Genomic DNA, 23454 nt, shown 5'->3' on the forward strand with positions numbered 1-23454 from the left:
GGTCCCCCGATCCGGTCGCGTCCCCGCGGGCGAAGGGAGCGGTCACGCGCCGCAGCAGCCGCCGGCCGGGGTCGCGTCGGCGGTCTCGGCCGCCTCGGCCGGGGGGACCGGAGCCTCGGTGCCGAGTCGGATGGGCTGCGGCTCCGGTGCGGCGCAGCAGCCGCCGCCGTCGCCCTCGGCGGCCTCGGGGGCGTCGAACAGTCCGCTGCCGCCGCACACGCCGGTCTCGGGCAGGGTGAGCTCCACGCGGTCGGCGGCGGCGGTGTCGCCGGCGAGGGCGGCGGCCACGGAGCGGACCTGCTCGTAGCCGGTCATGGCCAGGAACGTCGGCGCGCGGCCGTAGGACTTCATCCCCACCAGGTAGACGCCGGTCTCGGGCTGGGACAGCTCGCGGTGGCCGTGCGGGTAGACGGTGCCGCAGGAGTGCTGGTTGGGGTCGATCAGCGGCGCGAGGGCGGCCGGTGCCTGGAGGCGTTCGTCCAGGTTCAGGCGGACCTCGGACAGGAACGACAGGTCGGGGCGGAACCCGGTCAGCACGATGACCTCGTCCACCGGCTCGGTGCGGCGGCCGTCCTCGCCGGTCAGCACCAGGCGTCCGTCGCCGTCGCGTTCGACGGCCGCGGTGCGGAAGCCGGTGACCGCGCTCGCGTGCCCGGCGTCGACGGCCGCCCTGGCCGCCAGGCCGAGGGCGCCGCGGGCGGGGAGCTGGTCGGCCTCTCCACCGCCGAAAGTGGCGCCGGAGATGCCGCGGCGCAGGATCCACAGCGCCTTCGTTCCGGCGCCGTCGGTGGCCCGGGCGAGGTCGGCCAGAGTCGCGAGGGCGGTGAAGGCGGAGGCGCCGGAACCGATGACGGCGGTGCGCCGGCCCGCGTAGCGGGCGCGGACGGCCGGGTCGGACAGGTCGGGGACGCGGTAGGCGATCCGGTCGGCCGCCGCCTGCTCGCCGAGCGCCGGGAGCCCGTCGCCGCCGGCCGGACCTGGGGTGGCCCAGGTGCCGGAGGCGTCGACGACCGCACGCGCCGGGACGCGCTCCTCGTGACCGTCGGTGTGCCGGAGGTGGACGGTGAAGGGCTGGGCGGCGCGGTCGGCGTCCACGACGCGGTCCCGCCCGGCGCGGGCGACGCCGGTGACGGTGGTGCCGTAACGCACCCGGTCGCCCAGGACGCCGGCCAGCGGCTCCAGGTAGTGCTCGGCCCAGTCGGCACCGGAGGGGTAGGTGCCGGGGTCGGGCCGTACCCAGCCGGTGGGGGCCAGCAGCTTCTCGGCGGCCGGGTCGACGACCTCGCCCCAGGTGGAGAACAGCCGTACGTGCGACCACTGGCGCACCGCCGTGCCCGCGCCCGGCCCGGCCTCCACCACCAGCGGCTCCAGGCCGCGTTCGGTCAGGTGCGCGGCGGCGGCCAGGCCGATGGGGCCGGCGCCGATCACGACGACCGGGAGCTGCTGCTCGCTCATGGCGTTCATGGGGATGTTCTCCTTGTGCGGGATGGTCGGCGGCCGTGGGCGGCCGCGGTGCGGCGGGCACGCTCGCGGTACGCGTGGATGCGGAAGGTGACGAGGTGCCCCTTGATTCGATATATGTCGATGTCCGGAGCTTGTCAGTTGCTTCGACGGATGTCAACATAGACGTATGTCGAAGCCAGGAGCCGTGGAACTGCCGGTACTGACGACGTCCGACACCGCGGCGCCGTGCTGCCCGCCGCTGACCGAACGCCCGCTGACCGCCGAGGAGGCGGAGCGGACCGCGGCGATGTTCAAGGCGCTGGGCGACCCGGTCAGACTGCGGCTGTTCTCGCTGGTCGCCTCGCACGCGGGCGGGGAGGCGTGCGTGTGCGACATCTCCGACGTCGGAGTCTCCCAGCCGACCGTCTCCCACCACCTGAAGAAGCTCAGGGAGGCCGGACTGCTCACCTCCGAACGGCGCGGCACCTGGGTCTACTACAAGGTCGCCCCCTCCGTGGTGGCGGCGATGTCCGCCATGCTCGACCCGCGCTGACGGGGCGGCCGGTCACCGTCGCGCCGGCGTCGCCGCATCCGCCGGAGGTTCCGCCCTCACCCGCCGGTGCCGTTCCCTGCCCACTACTTCGATATTCATCGAAATGGAGAATTGACCGAAGGGTCCGGAATCGCATGGATGATCTGATCGTGATCGGTGCCGGGCAGTCCGGCCTGGCCACCGCCGCCCTGGCCCCGCACCACGGCTTCCCCCGCACCCTGGTGCTGGAGGCCGCCGACCGGGCGGGCGGCGCCTGGCCGCACTACTACGACAGCCTCACCCTCTTCTCCCCGGCCCGGTACAGCGCGCTGCCCGGCATGCCCTTCCCCGGCGAGCCCGACCGCTACCCGGGCCGGGACGAGGTGGTGGCCTATCTGCGTGACTGCGCCCGCCGCCTGCCGGTCGAGGTCCGCACCTCCACCACCGTCACCTCCGCCACCCGGCACGACGGCGCCTGGGCGGTGCGCGCGGCGGACGGCAGCCGCTTCACGGCCAGGGCGCTGGTGGCGGCGACCGGCGACTTCGGCACCCCGCACACACCGGAGCTGCCCGGGCGGGCGGAGTACGGCGGACGGCTGCTGCACGCCGCCGGCTACCGCGCCCCCGCACCCTTCGCCGGGCAGCGGATCGTGGTGGTGGGCGGCGGCAACTCCGCCGTCCAGATCGCGGCCGAACTCGGTGCCGTCGCCGAGGTCACCCTCGCCACCCGCCGCCCCCTCAGGTGGCTGCCGCAGCGTCCGCTCGGCAGGGACCTGCACTGGTGGCTGAAGCACACCGGAGGGGACATCGCACCGCTGGGCCGGTGGCTCCACCGGCTGCCTGCCTCGGTGCTTGACGACGGCCACTGGCGCGCCGCCCTGGCCGGACACGGAGTGGACCGGCGGGAGATGTTCACCCGGCTGGCCCCCGACGGCGTGGTGTGGGCGGACGGGACGAAGGAAGCGGTCGACACCGTCGTGCTGGCCACCGGCTACCGCCCCGCCTTCCCCTACCTGGACGGCAGCGGCGCGCTGGACACGGAGGGCCGGCCCCGCCACCGCGGCGGTGTCGCCACCACCGTTCCCGGGCTGGGCTTCGTCGGACTGGAGTTCCAGCGCGGCTTCTCCTCCAAGACCCTGCGCGGGGTCGGCCGCGACGCGCGCCATGTGCTGACCCGGCTGCGCCGGCAACCGTCCTGACGGCCCGGCCGGCCGGGCCGTCAGGACAGGGAAGCGGTGATCTCTGCGGCGGCCCCGCGGGCGGGGCGGGCCCGCTTTCGGCCATGGCCGATCGGCGCCCTTCCCGGCCCGGCCGGCTCCGTCCAGACTGCTGTGCCGGCGAAGAGTGGTGAAGGTGGTGTGGAGGGGGCGGGATGGCTGCTGGGCGTGGGCGCCGACCGACGGCGCGGCGCAGCCGCGAGAGACCGCGCAGGGCGGTCGCGGCAGGCGGCGGAGCGGCGCTGCTCCTGCTGCTGGTGGCATGGTCGGCGGCCCGGCCCTACGTCCTGGGGGCCGCCGTCCTGGCCGGCCTGGGCGTCGCGGGCTGGTGGCTGTGGCGTACGGACCGGGCCGTCCGCGGAGCGGACCGCGGCTGGCGGCAGGCCGAGGCGGTACGGGCGGGGCACCGGACGCTGGCCGAGATCGACACGATGAGCGGCACCGAGTTCGAGGAACTGGTGGCCGCGCTGTGCCGCCGGGACGGCTGCACAGAGGTACGGCGCGTAGGGGGCTCGCACGACAACGGCGCCGATGTGACCGGGCGGCTGCCCGACGGCCGGACGATGGTCGTCCAGTGCAAGCGGTACGCGCCGCGCGGCGCCATCGCCAGCCGTGAAGTGCGCGATCTGCTGGGCGCCCGGGTGCACTTCGGGGCCGAGGTAGCCGTCTTCGTGACGACCACGCGCTTCAGCCGCCCCTCCGAGGCGTTCGTGGTGAAGCACGGCATCCTCGCCGTGCACCGCGACCACCTGGGTCTGTGGAACAACGGCGCATCCCTGCAGTCCCTGCTCGGCGTCAACGGTTCGGGCCAGGGCGACCGGCGGCACCGCACCCGGTGGAAGAAGACCTACGGCACGTGAACAGGGGACGCCCCGGGCGGTGCCTGCCCCGCGCCGCCGCTCAGCCCTCGCCGTCGTAGACGAGCAGGCCGTCCGGGAGGAGGCGCGCTCCCGGAGTCGGGGGGTGCTCCGTCAGGCGGCCGTCGTGCATCAGATGGAGGGCCGGCACCCCGCGGGCGAGGACGGCGAAGTCGGCGATGAGACGGCGGTGGCACCGCCACCACACGGCCTCGCTGCACATCACCGCCGTGCGTTCTCGTGCCGCCCGCGCCAGCAGCTCGTCCATGGCGGCGACGAACTGAGGGGTGCGGGTATGCGCGGCGTAACCGCGGAAGGACGCGTTGCGCCAGACCGTGTCGGGTGAGTCCGGCGCGGGCCTGCGGAAGCCGCCCAGCCGCGGCTCCCAGCGGTAGGCGATGCCCTCCTCCGGCAGCCACCGGGCAAGCCGCTGCCGCGCCAGGTCCGGGTCGCGACGGCTGCCGGGAGCGGTCCTGACGTCCACCACGGCGGCGAGTCCGGCCCGGCGCAGCAACTCCGCCAGCGGTACGCGGCCCGCGGTGCTGTGGCCGAAGGTGAGGAGTTCGAGCCGGGCCATCGGGCACCTCTTCCGGTCTTCCGTGTCATGTCGCCCTCCGCGAGGCCGGCGCCGGCCTCGCGGCCGCGGAACGGAGCCTCGGACCTCGTCTGTCCGCCCACCGCGGACATATTGCCGCCGGTCCGGCGAGGCGCCGCGGGATCTGACCTGTCCGGAAGGGCATCGAAGGAAAAGTGTGCCAAGCGATACGACAAACAGCATGGAACACGCAGATGCGATCCCGGCGCCCCTTCCGGCCGCGATCCCCCGGTGTCGCCGACATGGCCGGGAGACCGCGGCCGAGGCGCCCGTTCCGCCGGGCGGCGGTCGGCGCCGATGTCCTGAGCCGGCCCGCTGACGACCACCCCGGTCGTCAGCGGGCCGTCGCGGGCCGCAGCGCGTCCATGAGGAGGCCGATCAGCCGTCCGGTCCGCTCGGGGGAGTCGTCGACGCTGTCGGCGAGGAAGACTCCCAGCAGCATGACGGTGACATCCCGCGGGTCGACGTCGGCACGGAGTGAGCCGACCTCGGCTCCGGCGGTGAGGATCAGGGCGACGGCGGCGGTGATGCGTTCCCGGGTGGCCGAGGTGGCGATCCGCCCCGAGGCCCAGGCGGCGCGGAGGGTGTCGGCCATACCGCGCTTCGTGGCGACGAAGGCGGCGTAGCGCTCCATCCAGGCGCGGAGCGCCGCGTCCGGCGGAAGCTCCCGGAGCAGGGCGGGAGCGCTACCGGTGATGTCGTCGAACTCGGCGGCGTACACGGCCTCGACCAGGGCCTCCCGGGTCGGGAAGTGGCGGTACAGCGTGCCGATGCCGACGCCGGCCTCGCGGGCGATCCCTTCGAGCGAGACGGCGCCGTCCGAGGTCGCGAACGCGGTGCCGGCGGCCCGGAGGAGCCTGTCCCGGTTGCGCAGCGCGTCGGCGCGGGCGGTGCGCGGCTTCTTCACGGGGCCGGTTCCCGGGGGTGGCGGATCGGTGGGACTCAAAGCGGAGGTTCCTCCGGTAAAGGTGTTACAGTCAGTCAAGCGGAGTGTCCTCCGCTTTCTTTGTCGTCTCATGAGGATAGGGCGTCCCAAATGACCGCGACCAGCAGTCCTTCCCCCCGCCTCACGCCCTCCGGTGTCCCGCACGCAGGAGGGACCGGGACGCTCGGGGACCGCACGGTCTCCCGCATCGGATACGGCGCGATGCAGTTGGAGCGTCCGCACACCGACCGCGACACCGCGATCGCGCTCCTGCGCCGCGCGGTCGAACTCGGCGCCGACCACATCGACACCGCCCAGTTCTACGGAGACGGTTTCGTCAACGGGCTCATTCGCGACGCCTTCCGCCCCGAGGACGGTGTCACGGTCGTCAGCAAGGTCGGTGCCGATCCCAACCCGGGCGGTACCCTTCCGCTGCGTCCGGCCCAGCGGCCCGAGCAGCTGCGGGCGAGTGTCGAGGACAATCTCGGCTCCCTCGGCCTCGACCGGATCCCGGTGGTCAACCTGCGCCGCCTGGATGTCGGGCCGGGTCTGCGGGCCGAGGGCGACCAGGTGGTCGACATCGACGACCAGCTCGCGGTGATGACCGCGCTGCGGGACGAGGGCAAGATCGGCGCGATAGGACTGAGCGGCGTCACCCTCGACGGACTGCGCAGGGCTCTCCCCGCCGATATCGTCTGCGTCCAGAACGCCTACAGCCTGGTCGCACGCGGCGACGAGGAGATGCTCCGGCTCTGCGCCGAGGAGGGGATCGCCTGGGTGCCGTTCTTCCCGCTCGGCGGCGCCTTCCCCGGTCTGCCGAAGGTGACCGGCGAACCGGCCGTCGTCGCCGTCGCCCTGTCCCTTGGCCGTACTCCCGCGCAGGTCGGTCTGGCCTGGCTGCTCCATCACACGCCGAACGTCCTGCTCATCCCAGGGACGGCGGACGCCGCCCACCTGGAGGCGAACATGGCCGTCGGAGCGATCGAACTCGACGAGGCCGCGCTGGCCGCGCTGGCCGCCGTCGAGTCGCGGTCCGTCGACATCGCGCTCGGCTGATCCGTTCGCGGCCGACACGTCCGGGCCGCGCCCACCGTGTGTCACCCGGCCGCGCGGTGCCTGCGTCCGATTCCCGTTCCCGTGCCGCTCTCCCTGTTCCCGGGTCGGCTCCAGGTGACGCGACGACGGGGGAGAGGGGTGTGCCGCCGAACCTGCCGGGCGAAGTGCCGGGCAGGATCCGGCGGTCGTCCGGGCGGGCGGAGCGGCACGCCGACCCGGTGCGCCGGGAACCGTGCGGGCGTGCGCCGGAGCACCGGCGGAGCGGGGCGGGGATCAGCCTCTGTCCAGGCAGAAGGGGTGCCCCGCGGGATCGATGAAGACCCGCCATCTGTCCCCGCCCGGCTGGTGGTACGGCTTGCGGGCGCCCAGCTGCAGCAGCCATGCCTCGGCCTTGTCCAGGTCCTCGACCGCGAAGTCGAGGTGGAACTGCTGGGGGACGGCCGGATCGGGCCAGCTCGGAGCCCGGTAGCCGCCGACCCGCTGGAAGCCGATGAAGAGTCCGTCCGCACGGCGGAGACCGGCGAAGCCGGTGTCCGACTCCGGGTGGAGTTCGAGGCCGGTGATCTGCTGGTAGAACGCCGCCAGAGCCAGCGGATCAGGGCAGTCGAGTGTTATCGCGGTCAGCTTCATCTGCAGGGGCATGGTATCTCCGGGCCGATCGGTGGACCTTCGCGCTCCACACCCTAGTGCCGCGCCGGGCGAGGTTTGCCCGGTGGCGAGGCGTCCTGGTGCGTGTGATCACAAGGCGGCCGGAAGCCGCATGTAGCCGGTCCCACCTGGTTCTTCGGCCGGCGCGGTACTGGACGCGCCGCGGGCCGTCCGAGTGCCGGGCGGCCCGCCGCGACGGCGGCAGCGGTCCCCCGGACACACGGGACGTCCCACGGGCGCCGGTCGTGCTCCGGAGAAGCCCGGAGAGCTCGCGTCACACGGCGCCGCGGCACCGTGCCCGGCGGCCGTGGACCACGCCGTCCCGAGCGGCGGAACGCACAGGGCAGCGGGCGGAACGTCCGAGGCGTCGTGCGTGAGCAGCGCCGGCCCGGCCGGACCGGGCCGGCGCTGCGGTGCCGGTAGGGACCCGGCCTCCGGCACGATCACCGTGTACACGGTCACGGAGCGGCGGTGGCCCGCTGCAGAAGCCCGGCGGGCGGCGGGGGCTCACGGCCGGTTCACGGAGGCGTCGGAGTCCTCGGTGCCGAGGCCGAACAGCCGGCTGTCGCTCCACCACTCCGGTGTCTCGTCGACGACCGGGGTGAGCTCCAACAGCGTCACCTCGTTGCGTCCCAGGACGAGGTCCACGTCGGCGCGCCCGCCGGCGACGGGCACGCTCCGGTGCGAGCGGGCGGGTTCGGCTGCCTCGCGGAGGGCGTCGAGCAGGCGGTTGCCGGGCGCGAGCGGCCGCCCCATCTCGCGCCAGGCGGCCCAGGCGTTGCCGGCGTCCTCGCTCACCCAGCGGCGGCGCGCGAAGGCGGAGCCCCGCGCGTCCGGGGCACCGACGGGCAGGGACAGCCGGACGGTGTGGCCGTCGACGGGCTCGCCGCCGGCCGGGTCGGCCGGCGCCCAGGCCAGCACGGTGACGCGCCCGTCGCCGTGCCGCGTCACCAGGTGGTCCTCGCCCCGGGCGAGCACCTGCTCGCCCATCTCGGCCATGAACGTGTACAGGTGGTAGGTGGGCTTCTTGATCTGGCGGTGCGTCAGCAGTCCGAAGCCGCCGTGGAACGGCGCGGTGGGGATGCCCACCTCCTCGAACACGTCGCTGAACGTCCAGTACGAGAAGGAGTCCGCGATGTCGCCCCCGTTCACCAGCACCGGCGCGAGGTACGCCGCGTGGAACGCGGTGTCGTGGATCGGGTTGTCCGGCCGGTACGAGGAGTTGAACTCGGTGATGTGGACCGGCAGGTCCGCGAGCCCGGTACCCGCCAGTTGCCGACGCGGGGCGCCGAACTGCTCCAGCAGCGCCGACGCCGGCATGAGCGTCTGGTGCGTGCCGAACGGCACGGACTGTTCGGGGCCGGAGGAGTAGGCGTGGCGGCTCACGAAGTCGATCGGCAGGTCGCGGGCCTCGACGAACTCGGCGAAGCGCCGGATCCACCCGTCCTCGTAGCCCGGCGCCAGTGAGGGGCCGCCGACCTGGAGCTCGGCGTCGACCTCCTTGACGGCCAGCGAGGTCACCTCGTAGAGGCGGTGGTAGGCGTCCTGGTCCGCCGCCCAGAAGATCTCCAGGTTGGGCTCGTTCCACACCTCGATCGGCCACCGGCGCACCTGGTCGATGCCGTAGCGGTCGACCAGGTGCCCGATGACGGCGCGGACGAGGTCCGCCCACTCCTTCTCGTCGCGGGGAGGAGTGATGTTGCCCTTCCACCAGAACACGGTGTCGTCGCCGGAGGCGAGCCCGGAGGGCATGAAGCCGAGCTCGAGGAAGGGCGCGATGCCCGTCTCCAGGTAGGCGTCCACCACCTGGTCGACGTACGTGAAGGCGTGGCGCACGCGCCGCTCACCGGCGTGGTCGTAGGGGCGGTGGACGCCCGTCCCGTCGCTGAGCAGGCCGTGCCCCCGGATGTGCCGGAAACCGATCTCCCGCTGGACGAGGCCGAGCGATTCCTGGTAGTCGCGCCGCAGCGCGAGGTCGAACCGGCCCGTGCCGACGCAGTGGCGCCAGGCGTCGGAGAGCTGAGCTGTCGGCTGCCGGGGAACGACGATCCGCATGGTGGAGGTCCCTTTGCTGCGGTGCGGTGCGTGTGAGGTGAGGCTCGCCGGGGACGGGAGGTGGATCAGCGGTGCCCTCGCCTGATGTGTTGCGCACCGTAGGGAGCCGGTGAAAACCGTGTCAAGAGGCGGAGCGGCCCGCCTGCCGGCGCCCGGTGGCCTCCCGGTGCGTGTGCCGGCGGTGCGTGTGCCGGCCGGTCAGGACCGTGGCGAGCATCTCGTACTTCCTTCCCGCTCGGCGACAGCCGTTCCCGGGGCCTGTGCCCCGGAGGAGCGCCAGGGGCGTCCACATGGGAGCCGGCCTCCCCGGATAGGGCCCGGACAGGGCCCGGACAGGGCCCGGAAGCCGGGGCCCGGCCGGGTGTGACTGAGCCCGCCGCCGGCCGTCACCGCGTCCGCTCGTGACCGCGTACGACGGCGGCTGGATCGGTAACGATTGCGCAACTTGCGAAAACTGTTGGTTGCCCCTTGTTCGTTTCTGACTGTACACCTTAGCTTCCGCTTCGCGGATGGCTCATTAGTTTGCGCAAACTAACGGCAGTTGGATCACTGACAACAGATCAGGGAGTTTCCACGATGATGAGGAAAACCCGCAGCGCGACGGCTGCCGCGATCGGCCTGTGCATCGCCGTCGCCGCCACCGGCTGCGCCGGCGGCGGCGACGACAGCGGCGGTTCGTCCGACGGCCAGGCCACGTTGACCATCTGGACGAACGCGATGGAAGGGCGCGGTGCGGAGTACTGGAAGGAGGCCGCGAAGGAGTACCACGCGCTGCACCCGGACGTCACGATCAAGATTCAGTCGGTCCAGAACGAGGACCTCGACGGCAAGCTGCAGAACGCGCTCAACTCGAACTCCGCGCCCGACATCTTCCTGCAGCGTGGTGGCGGCAAGATGCAGGCCATGGTGGACGCCGGTCAGATCCAGGCGCTGGACCTGACCGACACCGACAGGACGAATGTGGGCGAGGCAGCACTCGAGGGGGTCTCGATCGACGGCAAGGTCTACGCGATGCCGCTCGACACGCAGCCCGAGGGCATCTACTACAGCAAGGACCTGTTCGAGAAGGCCGGCATCACCTCGCCGCCGACGACGATGGACGAGCTCAAGGACGCCGTCGCGAAGCTGAAGGCGATCAAGGTCGCGCCGATCGCGGTCGGCGCCAAGGACGCCTGGCCGGCCGCGCACTGGTACTACAACTTCGCCCTGCGCCAGTGCAGCCAGGAGGTCATGCAGGAGGCCGCCAAGTCGCTCACGTTCGACGACGCGTGCTGGACCAAGGCCGGTGAGGACCTGGAGTCGCTCCTGGAGGTCGACCCCTTCCAGAAGGGTTTCCTGACGGCATCGGCGCAGCAGGGCGCCGGGTCCTCGGCGGGCATGCTCGCCAACCACAAGGCGGCCATGGAACTCATGGGCAACTGGAACCCCGGTGTGATCGCCGACCTGACCCCGGACAAGAAGCCGCTCCCCGACCTGGGCTGGTTCCCCTTCCCCGCCGTGCCCGGCGGCAAGGGCGACCCGACCGCCATCATGGGCGGCGCCGGCGGATACTCGCTGTCCAAGAACGCGCCGAAGGAGGCCCTCGGCTTCCTCCAGTTCGTCGTGACCAAGGAGCAGCAGGAGGCCTACGCCGAGGCCTTCGACACGATCCCGGTGAACAAGGAGGCCCAGGGGGTCGTCACCGAGCCCTACAACATCTCGGCCCTGGAGGCCTTCAACAAGGCCGCCTACTCGATGCAGTTCCTCGACACCGTGTACGGCCAGAACGTCGGCAACGCCATGAACATCGCCGTCGTGAACCTGCTGGCCGGCAAGGGTTCTGCCGCCGACATCGTCAAGGACGTCGAAGCTGCCGCCGAGAAGGGCTGAGTAAGCAGACATGAGCAACACCCTGGGTACTGACACGGCCGACGGCCGCCAGTCGCAGGGCACGCCTCGAGCCGGGGACGCGTCCACGTCCGCGTCCCCGGCTCCGCCGCGAGCGGCTGCGCACCGCCGGGGCCGTGCCAGGGTGCGACTGGAGATCGCGGTCCTGTCCGCACCGGCGATCATCACGTTCCTGGCGTTCGTGATCTTCCCGGTCGCGCTCGCCGCGTACTACGGCTTCTACCAGTGGAAGGGCTACGGGGAGCCCACGGACTGGGTCGGCCTGAACAACTACAAGCTGATCCTCACCGACCCCCTGTTCCACGACGCCCTGGGGCACAACGGCCTGATCCTGGTGCTCTCCCTGCTCATCCAGGGTCCGCTGGCGATCGTCCTGGCGCTCCTGCTCAACCAGCGGATCCGCGGCCGCTCGGCCATCCGTGTCCTGATCTTCGTGCCCTACATCATCTCCGAGGTCATCGTCGGCACCGGCTGGGGCCTGATGCTCCAGAGCAACGGAGCCGTCAACGACCTGCTGCACCAGATCGGTCTGGGCTCCCTGGAAGCCGACTGGATCGCCGACCCGGACCTGGCCATCTGGTCGCTGATGGCCATCATCTCGTGGAAGTACATCGGCTTCGCGGTGATCCTGATGCTCGCCGGCCTGCAGTCGATCCCCGACGAGATCTTCGAGGCCGCGCAGATCGACGGTGCCTCCTACTGGCAGATCCAGCGCCGCATCACGCTGCCGCTGCTGGGGCCGACGATCCGCATCTGGGCGTTCCTGTCGATCATCGGCTCGCTGCAGTTGTTCGACCTCGTCTACATCATCTGGGGCCAGTACGTCTCGGGCACCGCGGGCACCTCGACCATGGCGATCTACATGCTCGCCCAGGGCCGCAACGCGGGCAACTACGGCTACGGCAGCGCCGTCGCGGTCGTGATGTTCGTGATCTCGCTCATCGTCGCGCTGATCTACCAGCGCTTCGTCCTGCGCCGCGACCTCAAGGGCGCCGTCACTGAAGGGACCGTGTGATGAGCGCGACGACCGCCACCCCCGGTATGTCCCCCGAGGTGGAACAGAAGGCGCCCACCGGCCGCCGCGGCAACCGCGACAAGCCCCAGAAGTGGGGGAGTCCCGTCACCTACTTCGTCGCGCTGCTCTTCGTCGGCATCTGCGTCGCACCGGTGCTCTACATCGTGATCGGCGGATTCCGCACCAACGCGCAGATCACCACGGACCCGGCCGCCCTGCCGAGCCCCTGGGTGGTCGGCAACTACATCGACATCCTGAAGTCGACGGTGTTCTGGGGCGAGTTCGCCAACTCCCTCATCGTCGCGATCGCGAGCACCGCCGGCACCGTCGTGCTCGGCCTGATGGTGAGCTTCGTGATCGCACGCTACGACTTCAAACTCAAGGGCGCGATGTACTCCCTGTTCGCCGCGGGCCTGATGTTCCCGCTGGTCGTCGCGATCACTCCGCTGTACCTCGTCATCAAGGACCTCGGCCTCGTCGACAACCTGCTCGGTGTGATCATCCCGCAGATCGCCTTCGGACTGCCGGTGACCGTCATCATCCTGGTGCCGTTCCTGCGGGCCATTCCGAACGAGCTCGAGGAGGCCGCCGCGATCGACGGCATGAGCCGGCTCGGGTTCTTCTTCCGCATGGTGGTCCCGCTGTCAGTGCCCGGTGTGGTCACCGTCGGCATCCTCGGGTTCATCGGCAGCTGGAACAACTACATCCTCCCCCTGTACGTCCTCAACACGCAGGCGAACTACACCCTGCCGCTCGGCGTCCAGGTGTTCTCCTCGCAGTACTCCACGGACACCGCGAAGGTCCTCGCGTTCACCTCACTCGCCATGCTGCCCGCACTGATCTTCTTCTCGGTCTTCGAGAAGCGCATCGTCGGCGGCCTCACCGGCGCCGTGAAGGGCTGAGGCCGGCACAGGATCCCAACCGGACCGTCCCACGCCTGCCCCTGCCACGCCTCCGGCGGGGGCGGGCCGCTGACCGACGGCATCGCCCAGCCCGCGGCACGCCCCGTGCCATCCCCTGGAAAGGACCGCCGAATTGCCCCGCGCCCACATCGAGCTCGACAGGCAGGCCGTCATCGCCCCTGTCCGGCGCCGCACCTTCGGCTCGTTCGTCGAGCACCTCGGCCGCTGCGTGTACACCGGGCTCTACGAGCCGGGACACCCGAGCGCGAACGACGAGGGGTTCCGCATGGACGTCGTCGAACTCGTCAGGGAGCTCGGCAGCACCACCATCCGCTATCCGGGCGGCAACTTCGTCTCAGGGTTCCGCTGGGAGGACTCCGTCGGCCCGCGCGAGAAGCGCCCGGTGCGCCGCGACCTCGCCTGGCGCTCGATCGAGTCGAACCAGGTCGGCCTCGACGAGTTCGCCAGGTGGCTCAAGCTCACCGGCTCCGAGCTGATGCTGGCGGTCAACGTCGCCACCCGAGGCATCCTGCCCGCCCTGGACCTGCTCGAGTACGCCAACCACCCGTCCGGCACGGCCCTGTCGGACCTGCGCATCGCCAACGGCACGCCGGACCCGCACAACGTGCGCATGTGGTGCCTCGGCAACGAGATGGACGGCCCCTGGCAGACCGGGTTCATGACGGCGGACGACTACGGAAAGCTCGCCGCCCGTACCGCCGCCGCGATGAAGCGGGCCGACAAGGACCTCGAACTCGTCGTCTGCGGCTCCTCCGGGTCCGACATGCCGACCTTCGGCGACTGGGAGCGCACGGTGCTCGAGCACGCTTACGACCATGTCGACTACGTCTCGTGCCACGCGTACTACCAGGAGCACGACGGCGACCTCGGATCCTTCCTCGCCTCGGCGACCGACATGGACTACTTCATCGACACCGTCGTCGCGACCGCCGACCACGTGGGGCACAAGAAACGCTCCCACAAGAAGATCGACGTCTCCTTCGACGAGTGGAACGTCTGGTACCTCAAGGAACACCAGGAGTCCGAGGAGGCCTACGACGAGTGGCGCCACGCCCCCCGGCAGCTCGAGGACACGTACACGGTGGCGGACGCCGTCGTCGTCGGCAATCTGCTGATGACGCTCCTCAAGCGCAGCGACCGCGTCACCTCGGCATCGCTCGCGCAGCTCGTCAACGTGATCGCTCCGATCATGACCGAGCCCGGCGGCCCGGCCTGGCGGCAGACGACCTTCTACCCGTTCTCGATCACGAGCCGGCTCGCGTCCGGCGAGGTGATCCGGCCCGTGATCGAGGCGCCGGTGTACGAGACGGCGCGCCACGGCGAGGCATCCGTCATCGACGCCGTCGCGACCGCCGACGAGGACCGGGCCGCGGTCTTCCTCGTCAACCGTGACCTGGCGGAGACCGCGCAGGTCACGATCGACGTGCGCGGCCTCGGCTCGTCACGCATCGACGAGGCGGTCACGCTCGCCGACTCCGACGTGTACGCGAAGAACACGCTCGACAAGCAGGACCGGGTGACCCCCGCCGCGAACCCGAGCGCGACACTCGCCGACGGCCTGCTCACCATCGAGCTGCCGCCGACGTCGTGGACGGCGATCGCCCTCCGGTGAGCGACGACACGGAACCCGGCCGGGAGCCGGCCCGCTCCCGGCACGGCGGCCCGGTCCGGAAACCGCCGGCCTCCGTCGCCGAGCGCCGCGAGGTGGCCTGTGCGCTGCGCGACGGAACACGGCTCCGGACCGTCCTGCTGGTTCCGCACGGGACCGGGCCGTGGCCGGCCCTGCTGACCCGTCACCCCTATGACGTGACCGGTGACGAACACGACGGGATGCTCGACGTCGGGCGCCTGGCCGCCGCCGGATACCTCGTCGCGCTCCAGGACGTGCGGGGGCGCTTCGGCTCCGAAGGCGTCTTCGACCCGTGTGCGCAGGAGGTGGCCGACGGCGCCGACGCCGTGGCCTGGCTCGCGGCACTTCCCGAATGCACCGGCGCCGTCGGAATGTGGGGCGCGTCCTACGCCTCGGAGACCCAGTTCAGCGCTTTTCTGGGGGGCGCCCCGGCGCTGCGGGCGATCGCTCCCGCCCTGACGCCGGCGATGTCGGCGCTCGACGGTTTCCGGTTTCGCGGCGGGGTGCCGGAGATCGGAAGCACCCTCGCGTGGTCGCACTACGCGATCGCCCCGGACCTGATCACGCGCATCGACTCCGCCCGTGAACGGGAGGCCGAGCAGAGGCGGTGGGAGGCGACCGAGCGCGCGATCACGACCCGGGAGGCGTTCCGGGCCGGCACTCTGCGGGCCCGCCCGGATGCCGATCGGGACGCCGAGTCGATCGTCGTGTGGGGTCTGGACCGGCTGCGGGAGCCGCTCGGGTCGGCGCGGCACCGCGCCGGGAAGATCGTCGACCGAATCGACGAGATCGACATCCCGGTCCTCCTGACCGGCGGGTGGTTCGACGTCTTCCTCGGGTCGACCCTGGAGATCTACCGGCGTCTGCTGCGCCGTGCGAAGGACACCGGTGGGCCGGTGCCCCACCTCCTTGTCGGCCCCTGGACGCATGACAACCTGTCGGGCCGGACAGCCGGGGTGGACTTCGGGCCGGGAGCGTCCGCCGACGACCTCGGCGGCAGTGGGGACCTCACCGCGCAGCACGTGCGGTGGTTCGACGCCGTCCTTCGCGCGGGCGCGGCGGACACGCCGCCGGTGCGCGTGTTCCTGATGGGCTCGAACCGGTGGATCGGACTGGAGGAGTTCCCTCCGCGCGACACGCGGACGCTCGAGCTGTACCTGAGCGCCGGGGAGTCACTGACGGCCGAGCCGGCCGGGAGCGGTGAACGGCGGCTGACCAGCGATCCGGCATCCCCGGTGCCGACGTGCGGCGGCGCGGTGCTCCTCGTCGCGCCGTTCGAGGCGGGACCCGCCGACCAGACGGCGATCGAGTCGCGGCAGGACGTGGTCTCGTGGCGCACCGTGCCGCTCGCCGAGGAACTCACGGTGCTGGGCGCGGTCCGTGCCGTCGTCCACCTCGCGACCACGGGAACGGACGCGGACGTGGTCGTGCGGCTGTGCGACGAACACCCGGACGGCAGCAGCCTCGTCATCGCCGACGGGGTGCAGCGAGGGTCGGCGCGGTCCGTCGACCCGGTCACGGGCCGCGGCGACAGGCGACCCGTCGAGCCGCATCAGGTGCAGGAGTTCACCGTGGACCTCTGGTCGACGGCACACACGTTCCTGCCGGGCCACCGGGTACGCGTCGACATCGCACCGAGCTCGTCACCCCGCTGGGATGTCGGATGCAACGCCTTCGACCCGGCCGGGGCGGTCACGGAGCCCGCCGTGGCGGAGTGCACGATCCGCCACGGCGCCGCCCATCCGAGCCGCCTCGTCCTGCAGATGGTGGGGACGGCGCCGCGATGAGAGCGGGCGCCGCGAAGAGAGCGGTCGGCACACGCCTGCCCGCGTCATCGGCGTAGTGCCGCGGTCGCCGGGGCGGACCCGGTGGAGGCACGGACGACCAGCTCGGTGGCCAGCTCCATGCGGACGGGGGACCGGGCACTGCCGTCCTCTCCCCGGGAGAGCTCGATCAGCAGCTTGACCGCCGCGGCACCCAGCTCGGTGCTGGGCTGTCTGACGGTCGTCAGCCCGGGGGTGACGTACTGCGCCTCGGGCAGGTCGTCGAAGCCGATGACGCTGACGTCCTCGGGAATCCGCAGACCCCGAGCGCCCAGCGCGTCGTAGATGCCGAGCGCCATCGGATCCGAGCAGGCGAAGATCCCCGTGATCCGCGGGTCGCCGTCGAGCAGGGCGTGGGTGGCGGTCGTCGCCTTGGTGCGGTTCCACCCGCCGTAGACCACGGACACCGCGGCACCGCCGGCGGTCGCCGTGTCGGCCGCCGCACGGAAACCGTCGACACGCGCCCGGCTGAAGAGATGGCGGGCATGGCCGGCGACAACCCCCATCCGCGCATGGCCGAGGGACAGCAGGTGCTCAGCGGCCATGCGGCCGCCATCCCAGTTCGCCACGCCGATGCTCGCCACCCCTGACGGCGGTGTGCTCATCGGGTCGATCAGCACCACGGGGACGCCCGCGGCGGACAGCGCGTTGAACTGCCGCGAGGTGGGATCGATCAGCGTCCCGATCGTGCCGGCGGTGCGCCTTCTCAGGACCCGCGACACCCAGTCGCTGTGCGGTTCGGCGAGCGTCAGCACGACATCGAGCCCCGCTGCCGCCGCCTCCCGCCCGACCCCGGCTATCAACAGGTTCGCCCATGACCCCTCGAAATGGGTGACCACGAGATCGAGCACGCCGGACAAGCCGCTCTCGTCCCGCACGCTGTCGCTCTTGGACCCGGCCCGGCGGGTGTAGCCGACGGCTCGCACGGCTTCCATGACCTTCGCGCGCGTCTCGGCCGAGACGTCGGTCCCGCCTCGCAGCACCTTGGACACGGTGGGCACGCTCGTACCGGCAGTCTTGGCCACCAAGGACAGGGTGGGGCGCGATCCGGCGGGACGGGGGGGCATGGGGACAGATTAACCGGCGAGGAGGCCGCCCAGGACGCCGGGTCGGCACCGCGGCCGGCCGAGCCGGCCGCGGACGAGGGCTCCGGGGCGGTGCGGGCGGCCCGGGCAGGCGAGGACGGTCGTGAGCAGGGCAGCGGTGCGAGTGGTGCTGCGGAGGTGCTCGCCGCCGGCGCCTGCCGGATCAACACCGCTGCTCCTGGTCCTCAGCGCGTGGTCTCCTGGCATGCCGGGTGCGGCATCCGCACGGACGCAGGTGCCGCACACGGCCGCGCGCCGGGCGTCACGCGGAGGGGGCCGGGGCCGGGGTGTACTCGAACCAGTCGAAGGCGACCGTGCCCTCGGTGGCGTACATGCCGATCACACGGCCGGTGAAGCCGCAGGCGACCTCGGTGGAAAGGTAGCGCCCGTCCAGTTCGGCGAGCGGCCGGGCGTCCGGGGCGCCGGGATCGCCGAGCCAGAAGGCGACGGTGTCGGGGCCCGTGGTCCCGCCGTCGGTGAGTTCGGGTGACGCGGGCACGAGGCCGGACGTCCGGATCGTCACGGTGAGGGTCAGCGGCCCGGCCGGGACCGGCCGGGCCGCCATGGTCTGGCGCAGCGGGCCGATCCGGGCGACGACGCGGACCTCCCCGTTTCCGACCTCCAGTTCGTAGTGGTGGGCCTCGTCCAGGCGCACGCACAGGCCGCCGCGTCCGGTACCCGGGTCGATCGCGGCGGTGACGCGGCAGTCGTGGTGCTGCTGGCGGCGGCCGACGAAGGTGTACCCGGGGCGGTCGAGGGTGGAGCCGGTGGCGTTCAGGACCAGCAGGCCGGGGCGCTCGGTGAGCGACCAGGAGCCCTCCGGGCGGGCGAACGGCGAGACCCAGTGCGGCGCGAGAGCGGCCCCGTCGAAGTCGTCGCGGGCGGGCGGGGCCGGAACGGGATGCCAGGCACCGCCGGGGGCCGCATGGCGCTCGGGAACGGGCGCGACGACGGGCCAGCCGTCCTCGTCCCACTCCACGGGGGTCAGGAACGTCTCGCGGCCGAGCACGTGCACGTCGGGAGTGAAGCCGCGGGGGCGGACGCCGAGCAGCACCATCCACCAGCTGCCGTCGGGAGCCTCCACCAGATCGGCGTGGCCGGTGTTCTGGATGGAGCGGGCGGTACCGCTGTGGGACAGCAGGGGGTTGGCGGGTGCGCCCTCCCAGGGACCGCGCGGCGAACGGCCGCGGGCGACGGACACGCTGTGGCCGCGTTCCGTGCCGCCTTCCGCGATCAGCAGGTACCACCAGTCGCCGATGCGGTAGAGGTGCGGCGCCTCGGGGTACTTCAGGCCACTGCCCGACCAGGTGGCGAAAGGCCCCTCCAGCACCTCGCCCCCGACCGGGTCGATCCTGGCCATGTTGATGCCGCCCTCAGGCCCGGAGAAGGCACACCAGCAGGTGCCGTCCTCCTCCCACGCCAGGTCGGGGTCGATCCCGGACAGGTCGATCCACACCGGGTCGCTCCACGGACCCTCGGGCCGCTCGGCCGAGACGACGAAGTTGCCGCCGCCGTCGATATTGGTGTTGACGACCCAGAAACGGCCGTCGTGGTGGCGGATCGTGGGGGCGTAGAGGCCGCCGGACGCCTTGGCGCCGGGGAGGGGCAGCGGCAGTTGCCCGGGCCGGTCGAGCACGTTGCCGATCTGCTCCCAGTGCACGAGGTCCTTGCTGTGGAAGAGCGGCAGCCCGGGGAAGTACTCGAAACTGGAGCACACCAGGTAGTAGTCGTCGCCGACCCGGCACACGCTCGGATCGGGATGGAACCCGCTGATCACAGGGTTGTCGTACGTATGCACGGAAACGTGCTCCCTCCGAGCCGCCGGGCGCCGTGGAGCGAGTCTAGTGCTGTGACCGGGAACGTTCGCCGGGGGCAGCTCGATCAGTCCGGCCGTGCTGCTTCCCACCTCCATGAGGTCTGGCGGGGGAGCCCGTCGAGTTCTCCGCGGCCGGTGCACCAGAGGAGTACCCGAGTGGCATCTCCGGGCGGGGCGGCGGGGAGGAGCCGGTTGAGTACTGCCGCGCTCAGCGGTGCCGGTGGCAGCCAGTCCACGGACAGTCCCTGCGTGATGTCGTGGGTGTGCAGCAGGATTTCGGCGACGCCCATCGCGGCGAACCCTTCGGGGTCGCACGGGCCCCAGTGCCAGGCCCGCAGGGTCGGGCCGGCTGTGGCCAGGGCGCTGCTGAGCAGTCCGCCGCAGGCGGTGACGGCCTGGAGTACGCCGGCCGACGAGGCGGTGGGACGGATGTTCAGGTCGATGGGAAGGCAGGCGTCGGCGGGCTGTGCCGCCGGCTGCCCTGCGTAGGCCGGCAGGTCGTGGCCGATGTGGGCGGGGATGTTGTCCGGGATGATGCGGATCGGGGCGCCGTCGGGTCGGGCGGCGCGGACCGACTTCAGAGCCGTCAGGCTGTTGCCGGTGCCCTTGCGGCGGCGGTCGACACCCCACAGACGGTCGTCGCCGTCGGAGTTGTGCCGCCCCAGCAGGCGCTCTCGTGGCCGCAGCCGTCCCGGTGCGGCAGGATCGATGCGGGCGGCCCCGGTTTCCGCTTCGTGCGCTGTTCCCGCGACTACGCGGACCACCCCGGCTGGGAGGGTACGGGGTCCGCGCTGTGCCGCCGTTTCCGCGCGTACGACGCCGCCCGCCGGGAGAAACGACGTACCGCCGGAGCGGCCCTGGGGCAGGGCGGTGGCCCGGTGCCGCCGGGCTCCCCCGGCAGGGAGTCGGCGGCGGTACGCCGGTCACACCGTCGCCGGGCCGCCGTCCCGCCGGAACGGGGCGATGATCTTCCGTACGGCCTCCGCGGCCCCCCAGTCGTCGTCGTCATGGGCGATGACGCTCAGGAGTTCCCGGAGATGGAAGAGGTCCATCCGGTCCCGCCAGCCGCCGTTGATCCCGGTGATCTCCTCGTACACGGCGAAGAAGCGGTCCGAGGCGGGCGGGCGCGGGGAGCACCACAGCATGCTGAGGTCGATCTCCGGCCAGTTGTAGGACACGGCGGGATCGATGAGTACGGGCGCGCCGTCGGCGGTGGCGACGATGTTCTCCTGCCACAGATCGCCGTGGGTCAGGCACGGGGGCCGGTCCGGCACGAGTTCGGGCAGGGCGGCGCAGAGCCGTTCCAGGGCCTGCCGTTCCGCGGTGTCGAAGGCCGCCGCGACCAGAGGTTCCGACAGCCAGCGCAGGATGCGCCGCTCCGCGAGGAACGCGTGGCCGTCGCTGTCCCACGTGTTGTCCTGGCGCAGTCGGCCCAGCCAGCCCGGACGATGCCAGCCGAACCGCTCGGCGGTCGTGGAGGTGTGCAGGGTGGCGACCGTGTGGGCGAGCCGCTCCCAGAAAGGCTCGTCGTCGCGGCGTGGCCGCATCCTCTCCAGCACGAGCAGCCGGGGTGAGGCGCACAGCACCTCCGGCGTGATCACCCCGCCGGTCTCGCGGAGCTCCGTCAGGCCGGCGGCTTCGACGGGGAAGATGTCCCGGTCCGGCCCGAGAAGTGTCTTCGCGAATATCTGGGAATCGTCCTCGAGGGTTGCCAGACCGGCGATTGCGACCACTCCGCCGGTGGCTTTCTTCACCTCTCTGGCCGCGTATCCCGCTTCCTGGAGACGCTTGGTGAGTATCTCTTCGTCAGACACCCGGAAATCGCATCATATTTTTCCCGGACACGCCAGGGGACCGTTCCGGTCACATTCATCGGTGGCCGCGGGCCGGGAGCGTGTACAGCTCCGCGTGGGGACCGTCGCGTCACAGCGGTACGGCGCGGTCCCCGGCTTCCGCGATCCGGCCGTCCTCGACCACGACGACGAGGTCGGCCACTCCCGCCGTGGAGAAACGGCGGGAAATCAGCAGCGTGATCCCGCCGTCGGTCGCCGGCCTTTCGGCCCGCACGGCATATTGACCCGAGACCGTTGGGTCTCTGATTCGCTTATCGCCATGAGAGTGAGATGTCGGGGAATGCGCGCCGCTTGTCGCCATCGGCGCAGGAAGCGCTGCGGGCGCGGGCGGTGGCCGCACTGGCCGGAGGAAAAGCGGGTCGGCGAACACCAGGTGCTGTCGGAGGCAGAACAGCAGGCGGTGAGGCAGGCAGTGCTCGACCACCGGCTGTGTGACCTGGGACTTCGGGGTGTTTGTGGGCTCGGGGCCGGATTGGCGCGCTCGTCGCGAAGCTGTATCGGGTGAGGACGACCGAGCCGGGGTGGGTGCGCACCTGCGCCGCTGGGCCCTGTCGTTCCGGCGTCCGGACAAGCGCACGGCCGAGCAGGCTCCGGAAGCGGTCCGCTTCTGGCACGAGCAGACCTGGCCGGAGATCCGGGCCCAGGCAAGGCAGAGGGCCGCGAGGTGCTGTTCGCCGACCAGGTCGGGATCCGCTCGGACCGGGTCACCGGCCGCACCTGGGGCGCCAAGGGGCACTTCATGGTGTTCACCGAATCCCTCGACGCGAAGGTCGTGTGCCGTTTCCCGGACCGGCTCGTCGGACACTTCCATCACAAGATCCGCCTTGTGGTGGACCGGCACTCGGCACACCGCTCCAATCAGACTGAGGCAGGAAAGATCCACCACCCCTGCGGGGTTCCGGTCAGCGACAAGAGGCCGGACATCACTCTTGCACCGCCGTGACCGGCCAGGCCAGGGGCGCCGCATCGGCGGTGCCCCGCTGCCCGGCGGTCCGCTAACGCAGTGACTCGATCTCGATCGCCGGGCAGCGGTCCATCACCATCTCCAGACCGGCCGCGCGGACGCGCTCCCAGGCCGCCTCGTCGACCACGCCGAGCTGGAACCAGACCGCCGAGGCACCGATCTTCACCGCCTCGTCCGCGACACCGCCCGCCGCCTCGGAGTTGACGAACACGTCCACCACGTCCACCGGGAAGGGGATCTCCGACAGGGAGGCGTAGCCCCGCTCGCCGTGGACCGTCTCCGCCTTCGGGTGGACGGGCACGATCCGCTTGCCGAAGCGCTGGAGGACCTGGGCCACGCCGTAGGCCGCCCGGTTCCGGTTGGAGGACAGGCCGACCACCGCCCAGGTGTCGCCGGTGGCGGTCAGGATCCTGCGGACTGTCTCTGCGTCTCCGTACATGTCCGGCTCAACCGGCGGCCCGCCCGGGCCATTCCCGGGCGCACGGCCTAGGGTGGCCGGATGCGGGAGCAGTATGTGACGGTCGCCGGTGAAGGCGTGCACGAGACCGAGGTCAACCGGTCGCGCTTCATCTGCACGCTCGCCCCGGCCGCCACCGAGGAGGAGGCGCAGGCGTTCGTCGCCCGGGTGCGGGCCGGGCACGCGGACGCCACCCACAACTGCTGGGCCTATGTCATCGGCGCCGACGCGGGGGTGCAGCGGGCGAGCGACGACGGTGAGCCCGGCGGCACGGCGGGCGCCCCCATGCTCCAGATGCTGCTGCGCCGCGAGGTGCGCTATGCCGCCGCGGTCGTCACCCGCTACTTCGGAGGGGTGAAACTGGGCGCGGGCGGACTGATCCGCGCCTACGGCGGCGCGGTCGGCGCGGCTCTGGACACGCTGGGCACCGTCACCCGGCGGCGGATGAGGCTGGTCACCGTCACGGTGGACCACCAGCGGGCGGGGCGTGTCGAGAACGAGCTGCGCACCGGCGGCCGGGAGGTGCGGGAGGTGCGCTACGGCGCCGAGGTCACCATCGAGCTCGCGCTGCCCGAGGCCGGGCTCGACGCCTTCCGCGCCTGGCTCGCGGACGCCACCGCGGGAACCGCCCGGCTCCAGCCGGGCGGCGAGGTGTACGGAGCCGCCTAGGCAC

22 protein-coding genes are annotated in these 23454 nt (G+C 72.0%); 11 read left to right on the forward strand and 11 right to left on the reverse strand.

The features are described from left to right. Nucleotides 1-42: 42 nt before the first annotated feature. Complete coding sequence (locus tag CUT44_RS09320; protein ID WP_408646698.1) at nt 43-1455, reverse strand: FAD-dependent oxidoreductase; 1413 nt, start codon at nt 1453-1455, stop codon at nt 43-45. 175 nt (nt 1456-1630) lie between these two features. Between CUT44_RS09320 and CUT44_RS09325 the strand changes: the two genes are divergently transcribed. The 3 genes from CUT44_RS09325 to CUT44_RS09335 all read left to right on the forward strand — a co-directional run bounded on the left by CUT44_RS09325 (nt 1631) and on the right by CUT44_RS09335 (nt 4052). Then, the gene (locus CUT44_RS09325; protein WP_100200180.1) at nt 1631-1996 is read left to right on the forward strand and encodes an ArsR/SmtB family transcription factor; all 366 of its coding nucleotides are present in this window, start codon (nt 1631-1633) and stop codon (nt 1994-1996) included. Nucleotides 1997-2130: 134 nt separating this feature from the next. Continuing rightward, the gene (locus CUT44_RS09330; protein ID WP_100200181.1) at nt 2131-3174 is read left to right on the forward strand and encodes a flavin-containing monooxygenase; all 1044 of its coding nucleotides are present in this window, start codon (nt 2131-2133) and stop codon (nt 3172-3174) included. A 173-nt stretch (nt 3175-3347) separates the two neighbouring features. Then, a complete protein-coding gene (locus CUT44_RS09335) occupies nt 3348-4052 on the forward strand; it encodes a restriction endonuclease (RefSeq protein ID WP_100200182.1) in 705 nt (234 codons plus the stop codon). A 40-nt stretch (nt 4053-4092) separates the two neighbouring features. On the opposite strand, the gene CUT44_RS09340 is transcribed toward CUT44_RS09335, so the two are convergent. Both CUT44_RS09340 and CUT44_RS09345 read right to left on the reverse strand, forming a co-directional pair. Beyond that, nucleotides 4093-4626 carry a DUF488 domain-containing protein gene (locus CUT44_RS09340; RefSeq protein WP_100200183.1) on the reverse strand — a complete coding sequence of 178 codons (534 nt, stop codon included), beginning with the start codon at nt 4624-4626 and terminating at the stop codon, nt 4093-4095. A gap of 352 nt (nt 4627-4978) precedes the next feature. Continuing rightward, nucleotides 4979-5590 carry a TetR/AcrR family transcriptional regulator gene (locus tag CUT44_RS09345; RefSeq protein WP_408646693.1) on the reverse strand — a complete coding sequence of 204 codons (612 nt, stop codon included), beginning with the start codon at nt 5588-5590 and terminating at the stop codon, nt 4979-4981. Between the two features lie 90 nt (nt 5591-5680). On the opposite strand from CUT44_RS09345, the gene CUT44_RS09350 reads away from it, so the two are divergent. Beyond that, nucleotides 5681-6625 (forward strand): aldo/keto reductase, encoded by a 945-nt coding sequence (locus CUT44_RS09350; protein WP_100200185.1) that lies wholly within the window; start codon nt 5681-5683, stop codon nt 6623-6625. Nucleotides 6626-6898: 273 nt separating this feature from the next. On the opposite strand, the gene CUT44_RS09355 is transcribed toward CUT44_RS09350, so the two are convergent. Both CUT44_RS09355 and CUT44_RS09360 read right to left on the reverse strand, forming a co-directional pair. Next, nucleotides 6899-7267: a VOC family protein gene (locus CUT44_RS09355; RefSeq protein ID WP_100200186.1), complete on the reverse strand. Its 369-nt coding sequence runs from the start codon at nt 7265-7267 to the stop codon at nt 6899-6901. Between the two features lie 513 nt (nt 7268-7780). Further along, a complete protein-coding gene (locus CUT44_RS09360) occupies nt 7781-9328 on the reverse strand; it encodes a GH39 family glycosyl hydrolase (RefSeq protein WP_100200187.1) in 1548 nt (515 codons plus the stop codon). 576 nt (nt 9329-9904) lie between these two features. On the opposite strand from CUT44_RS09360, the gene CUT44_RS09365 reads away from it, so the two are divergent. The 5 genes from CUT44_RS09365 (at nt 9905) to CUT44_RS09385 (ending at nt 16570) form a co-directional block, all read left to right on the forward strand. After that, entirely contained in the window at nt 9905-11197 is a 1293-nt protein-coding gene (locus CUT44_RS09365; protein WP_100200188.1) for an ABC transporter substrate-binding protein, read from the forward strand. A 142-nt stretch (nt 11198-11339) separates the two neighbouring features. Beyond that, entirely contained in the window at nt 11340-12230 is an 891-nt protein-coding gene (locus CUT44_RS09370; protein WP_233221070.1) for a carbohydrate ABC transporter permease, read from the forward strand. Then, nucleotides 12230-13132, forward strand: a complete 903-nt coding sequence (locus CUT44_RS09375) for a carbohydrate ABC transporter permease (protein ID WP_100200190.1) — start codon at nt 12230-12232, stop codon at nt 13130-13132. The genes CUT44_RS09370 and CUT44_RS09375 overlap by 1 nt, the downstream gene beginning before the upstream one ends. Nucleotides 13133-13265: 133 nt before the next feature. Then, nucleotides 13266-14765: an arabinosylfuranosidase ArfA gene (gene arfA / locus CUT44_RS09380; RefSeq protein WP_100200191.1), complete on the forward strand. Its 1500-nt coding sequence runs from the start codon at nt 13266-13268 to the stop codon at nt 14763-14765. Next, nucleotides 14762-16570, forward strand: coding sequence for a CocE/NonD family hydrolase (locus CUT44_RS09385; protein ID WP_100200192.1), 1809 nt, complete (start codon nt 14762-14764; stop codon nt 16568-16570). Before arfA ends, CUT44_RS09385 begins: the two co-directional genes overlap by 4 nt. 44 nt (nt 16571-16614) lie before the next feature. Here CUT44_RS09385 and CUT44_RS09390 read toward each other — a convergent pair whose 3' ends face one another. From CUT44_RS09390 to CUT44_RS33020, 5 genes are all read right to left on the reverse strand, one after another. Then, nucleotides 16615-17631 carry a LacI family DNA-binding transcriptional regulator gene (locus tag CUT44_RS09390; RefSeq protein WP_233221071.1) on the reverse strand — a complete coding sequence of 339 codons (1017 nt, stop codon included), beginning with the start codon at nt 17629-17631 and terminating at the stop codon, nt 16615-16617. A gap of 322 nt (nt 17632-17953) precedes the next feature. Continuing rightward, nucleotides 17954-19489: a glycoside hydrolase family 43 protein gene (locus CUT44_RS09395; protein ID WP_100200194.1), complete on the reverse strand. Its 1536-nt coding sequence runs from the start codon at nt 19487-19489 to the stop codon at nt 17954-17956. Between the two features lie 83 nt (nt 19490-19572). Further along, the gene (locus tag CUT44_RS33925; RefSeq protein WP_233221072.1) at nt 19573-20271 is read right to left on the reverse strand and encodes a hypothetical protein; all 699 of its coding nucleotides are present in this window, start codon (nt 20269-20271) and stop codon (nt 19573-19575) included. 159 nt (nt 20272-20430) lie between these two features. Next, entirely contained in the window at nt 20431-21321 is an 891-nt protein-coding gene (locus CUT44_RS09405; RefSeq protein ID WP_100200195.1) for a fructosamine kinase family protein, read from the reverse strand. A 109-nt stretch (nt 21322-21430) separates the two neighbouring features. Further along, complete coding sequence (locus tag CUT44_RS33020) at nt 21431-21574, reverse strand: hypothetical protein (RefSeq protein ID WP_158239550.1); 144 nt, start codon at nt 21572-21574, stop codon at nt 21431-21433. Between the two features lie 450 nt (nt 21575-22024). On the opposite strand from CUT44_RS33020, the gene CUT44_RS34845 reads away from it, so the two are divergent. Continuing rightward, on the forward strand, nt 22025-22303 hold the full coding sequence (locus tag CUT44_RS34845; protein WP_408646694.1) for a hypothetical protein: 279 nt from the start codon (nt 22025-22027) through the stop codon (nt 22301-22303). 52 nt (nt 22304-22355) lie between these two features. On the opposite strand, the gene CUT44_RS09415 is transcribed toward CUT44_RS34845, so the two are convergent. Continuing rightward, nucleotides 22356-22763, reverse strand: coding sequence for a CoA-binding protein (locus CUT44_RS09415; RefSeq protein ID WP_100200196.1), 408 nt, complete (start codon nt 22761-22763; stop codon nt 22356-22358). A 60-nt stretch (nt 22764-22823) separates the two neighbouring features. Between CUT44_RS09415 and CUT44_RS09420 the strand changes: the two genes are divergently transcribed. Next, nucleotides 22824-23450 (forward strand): YigZ family protein, encoded by a 627-nt coding sequence (locus tag CUT44_RS09420; RefSeq protein WP_100200197.1) that lies wholly within the window; start codon nt 22824-22826, stop codon nt 23448-23450. Nucleotides 23451-23454 lie beyond the last annotated feature (4 nt).

Source organism: Streptomyces carminius (assembly GCF_002794255.1).
GTDB lineage: Bacteria > Actinomycetota > Actinomycetes > Streptomycetales > Streptomycetaceae > Streptomyces > Streptomyces carminius.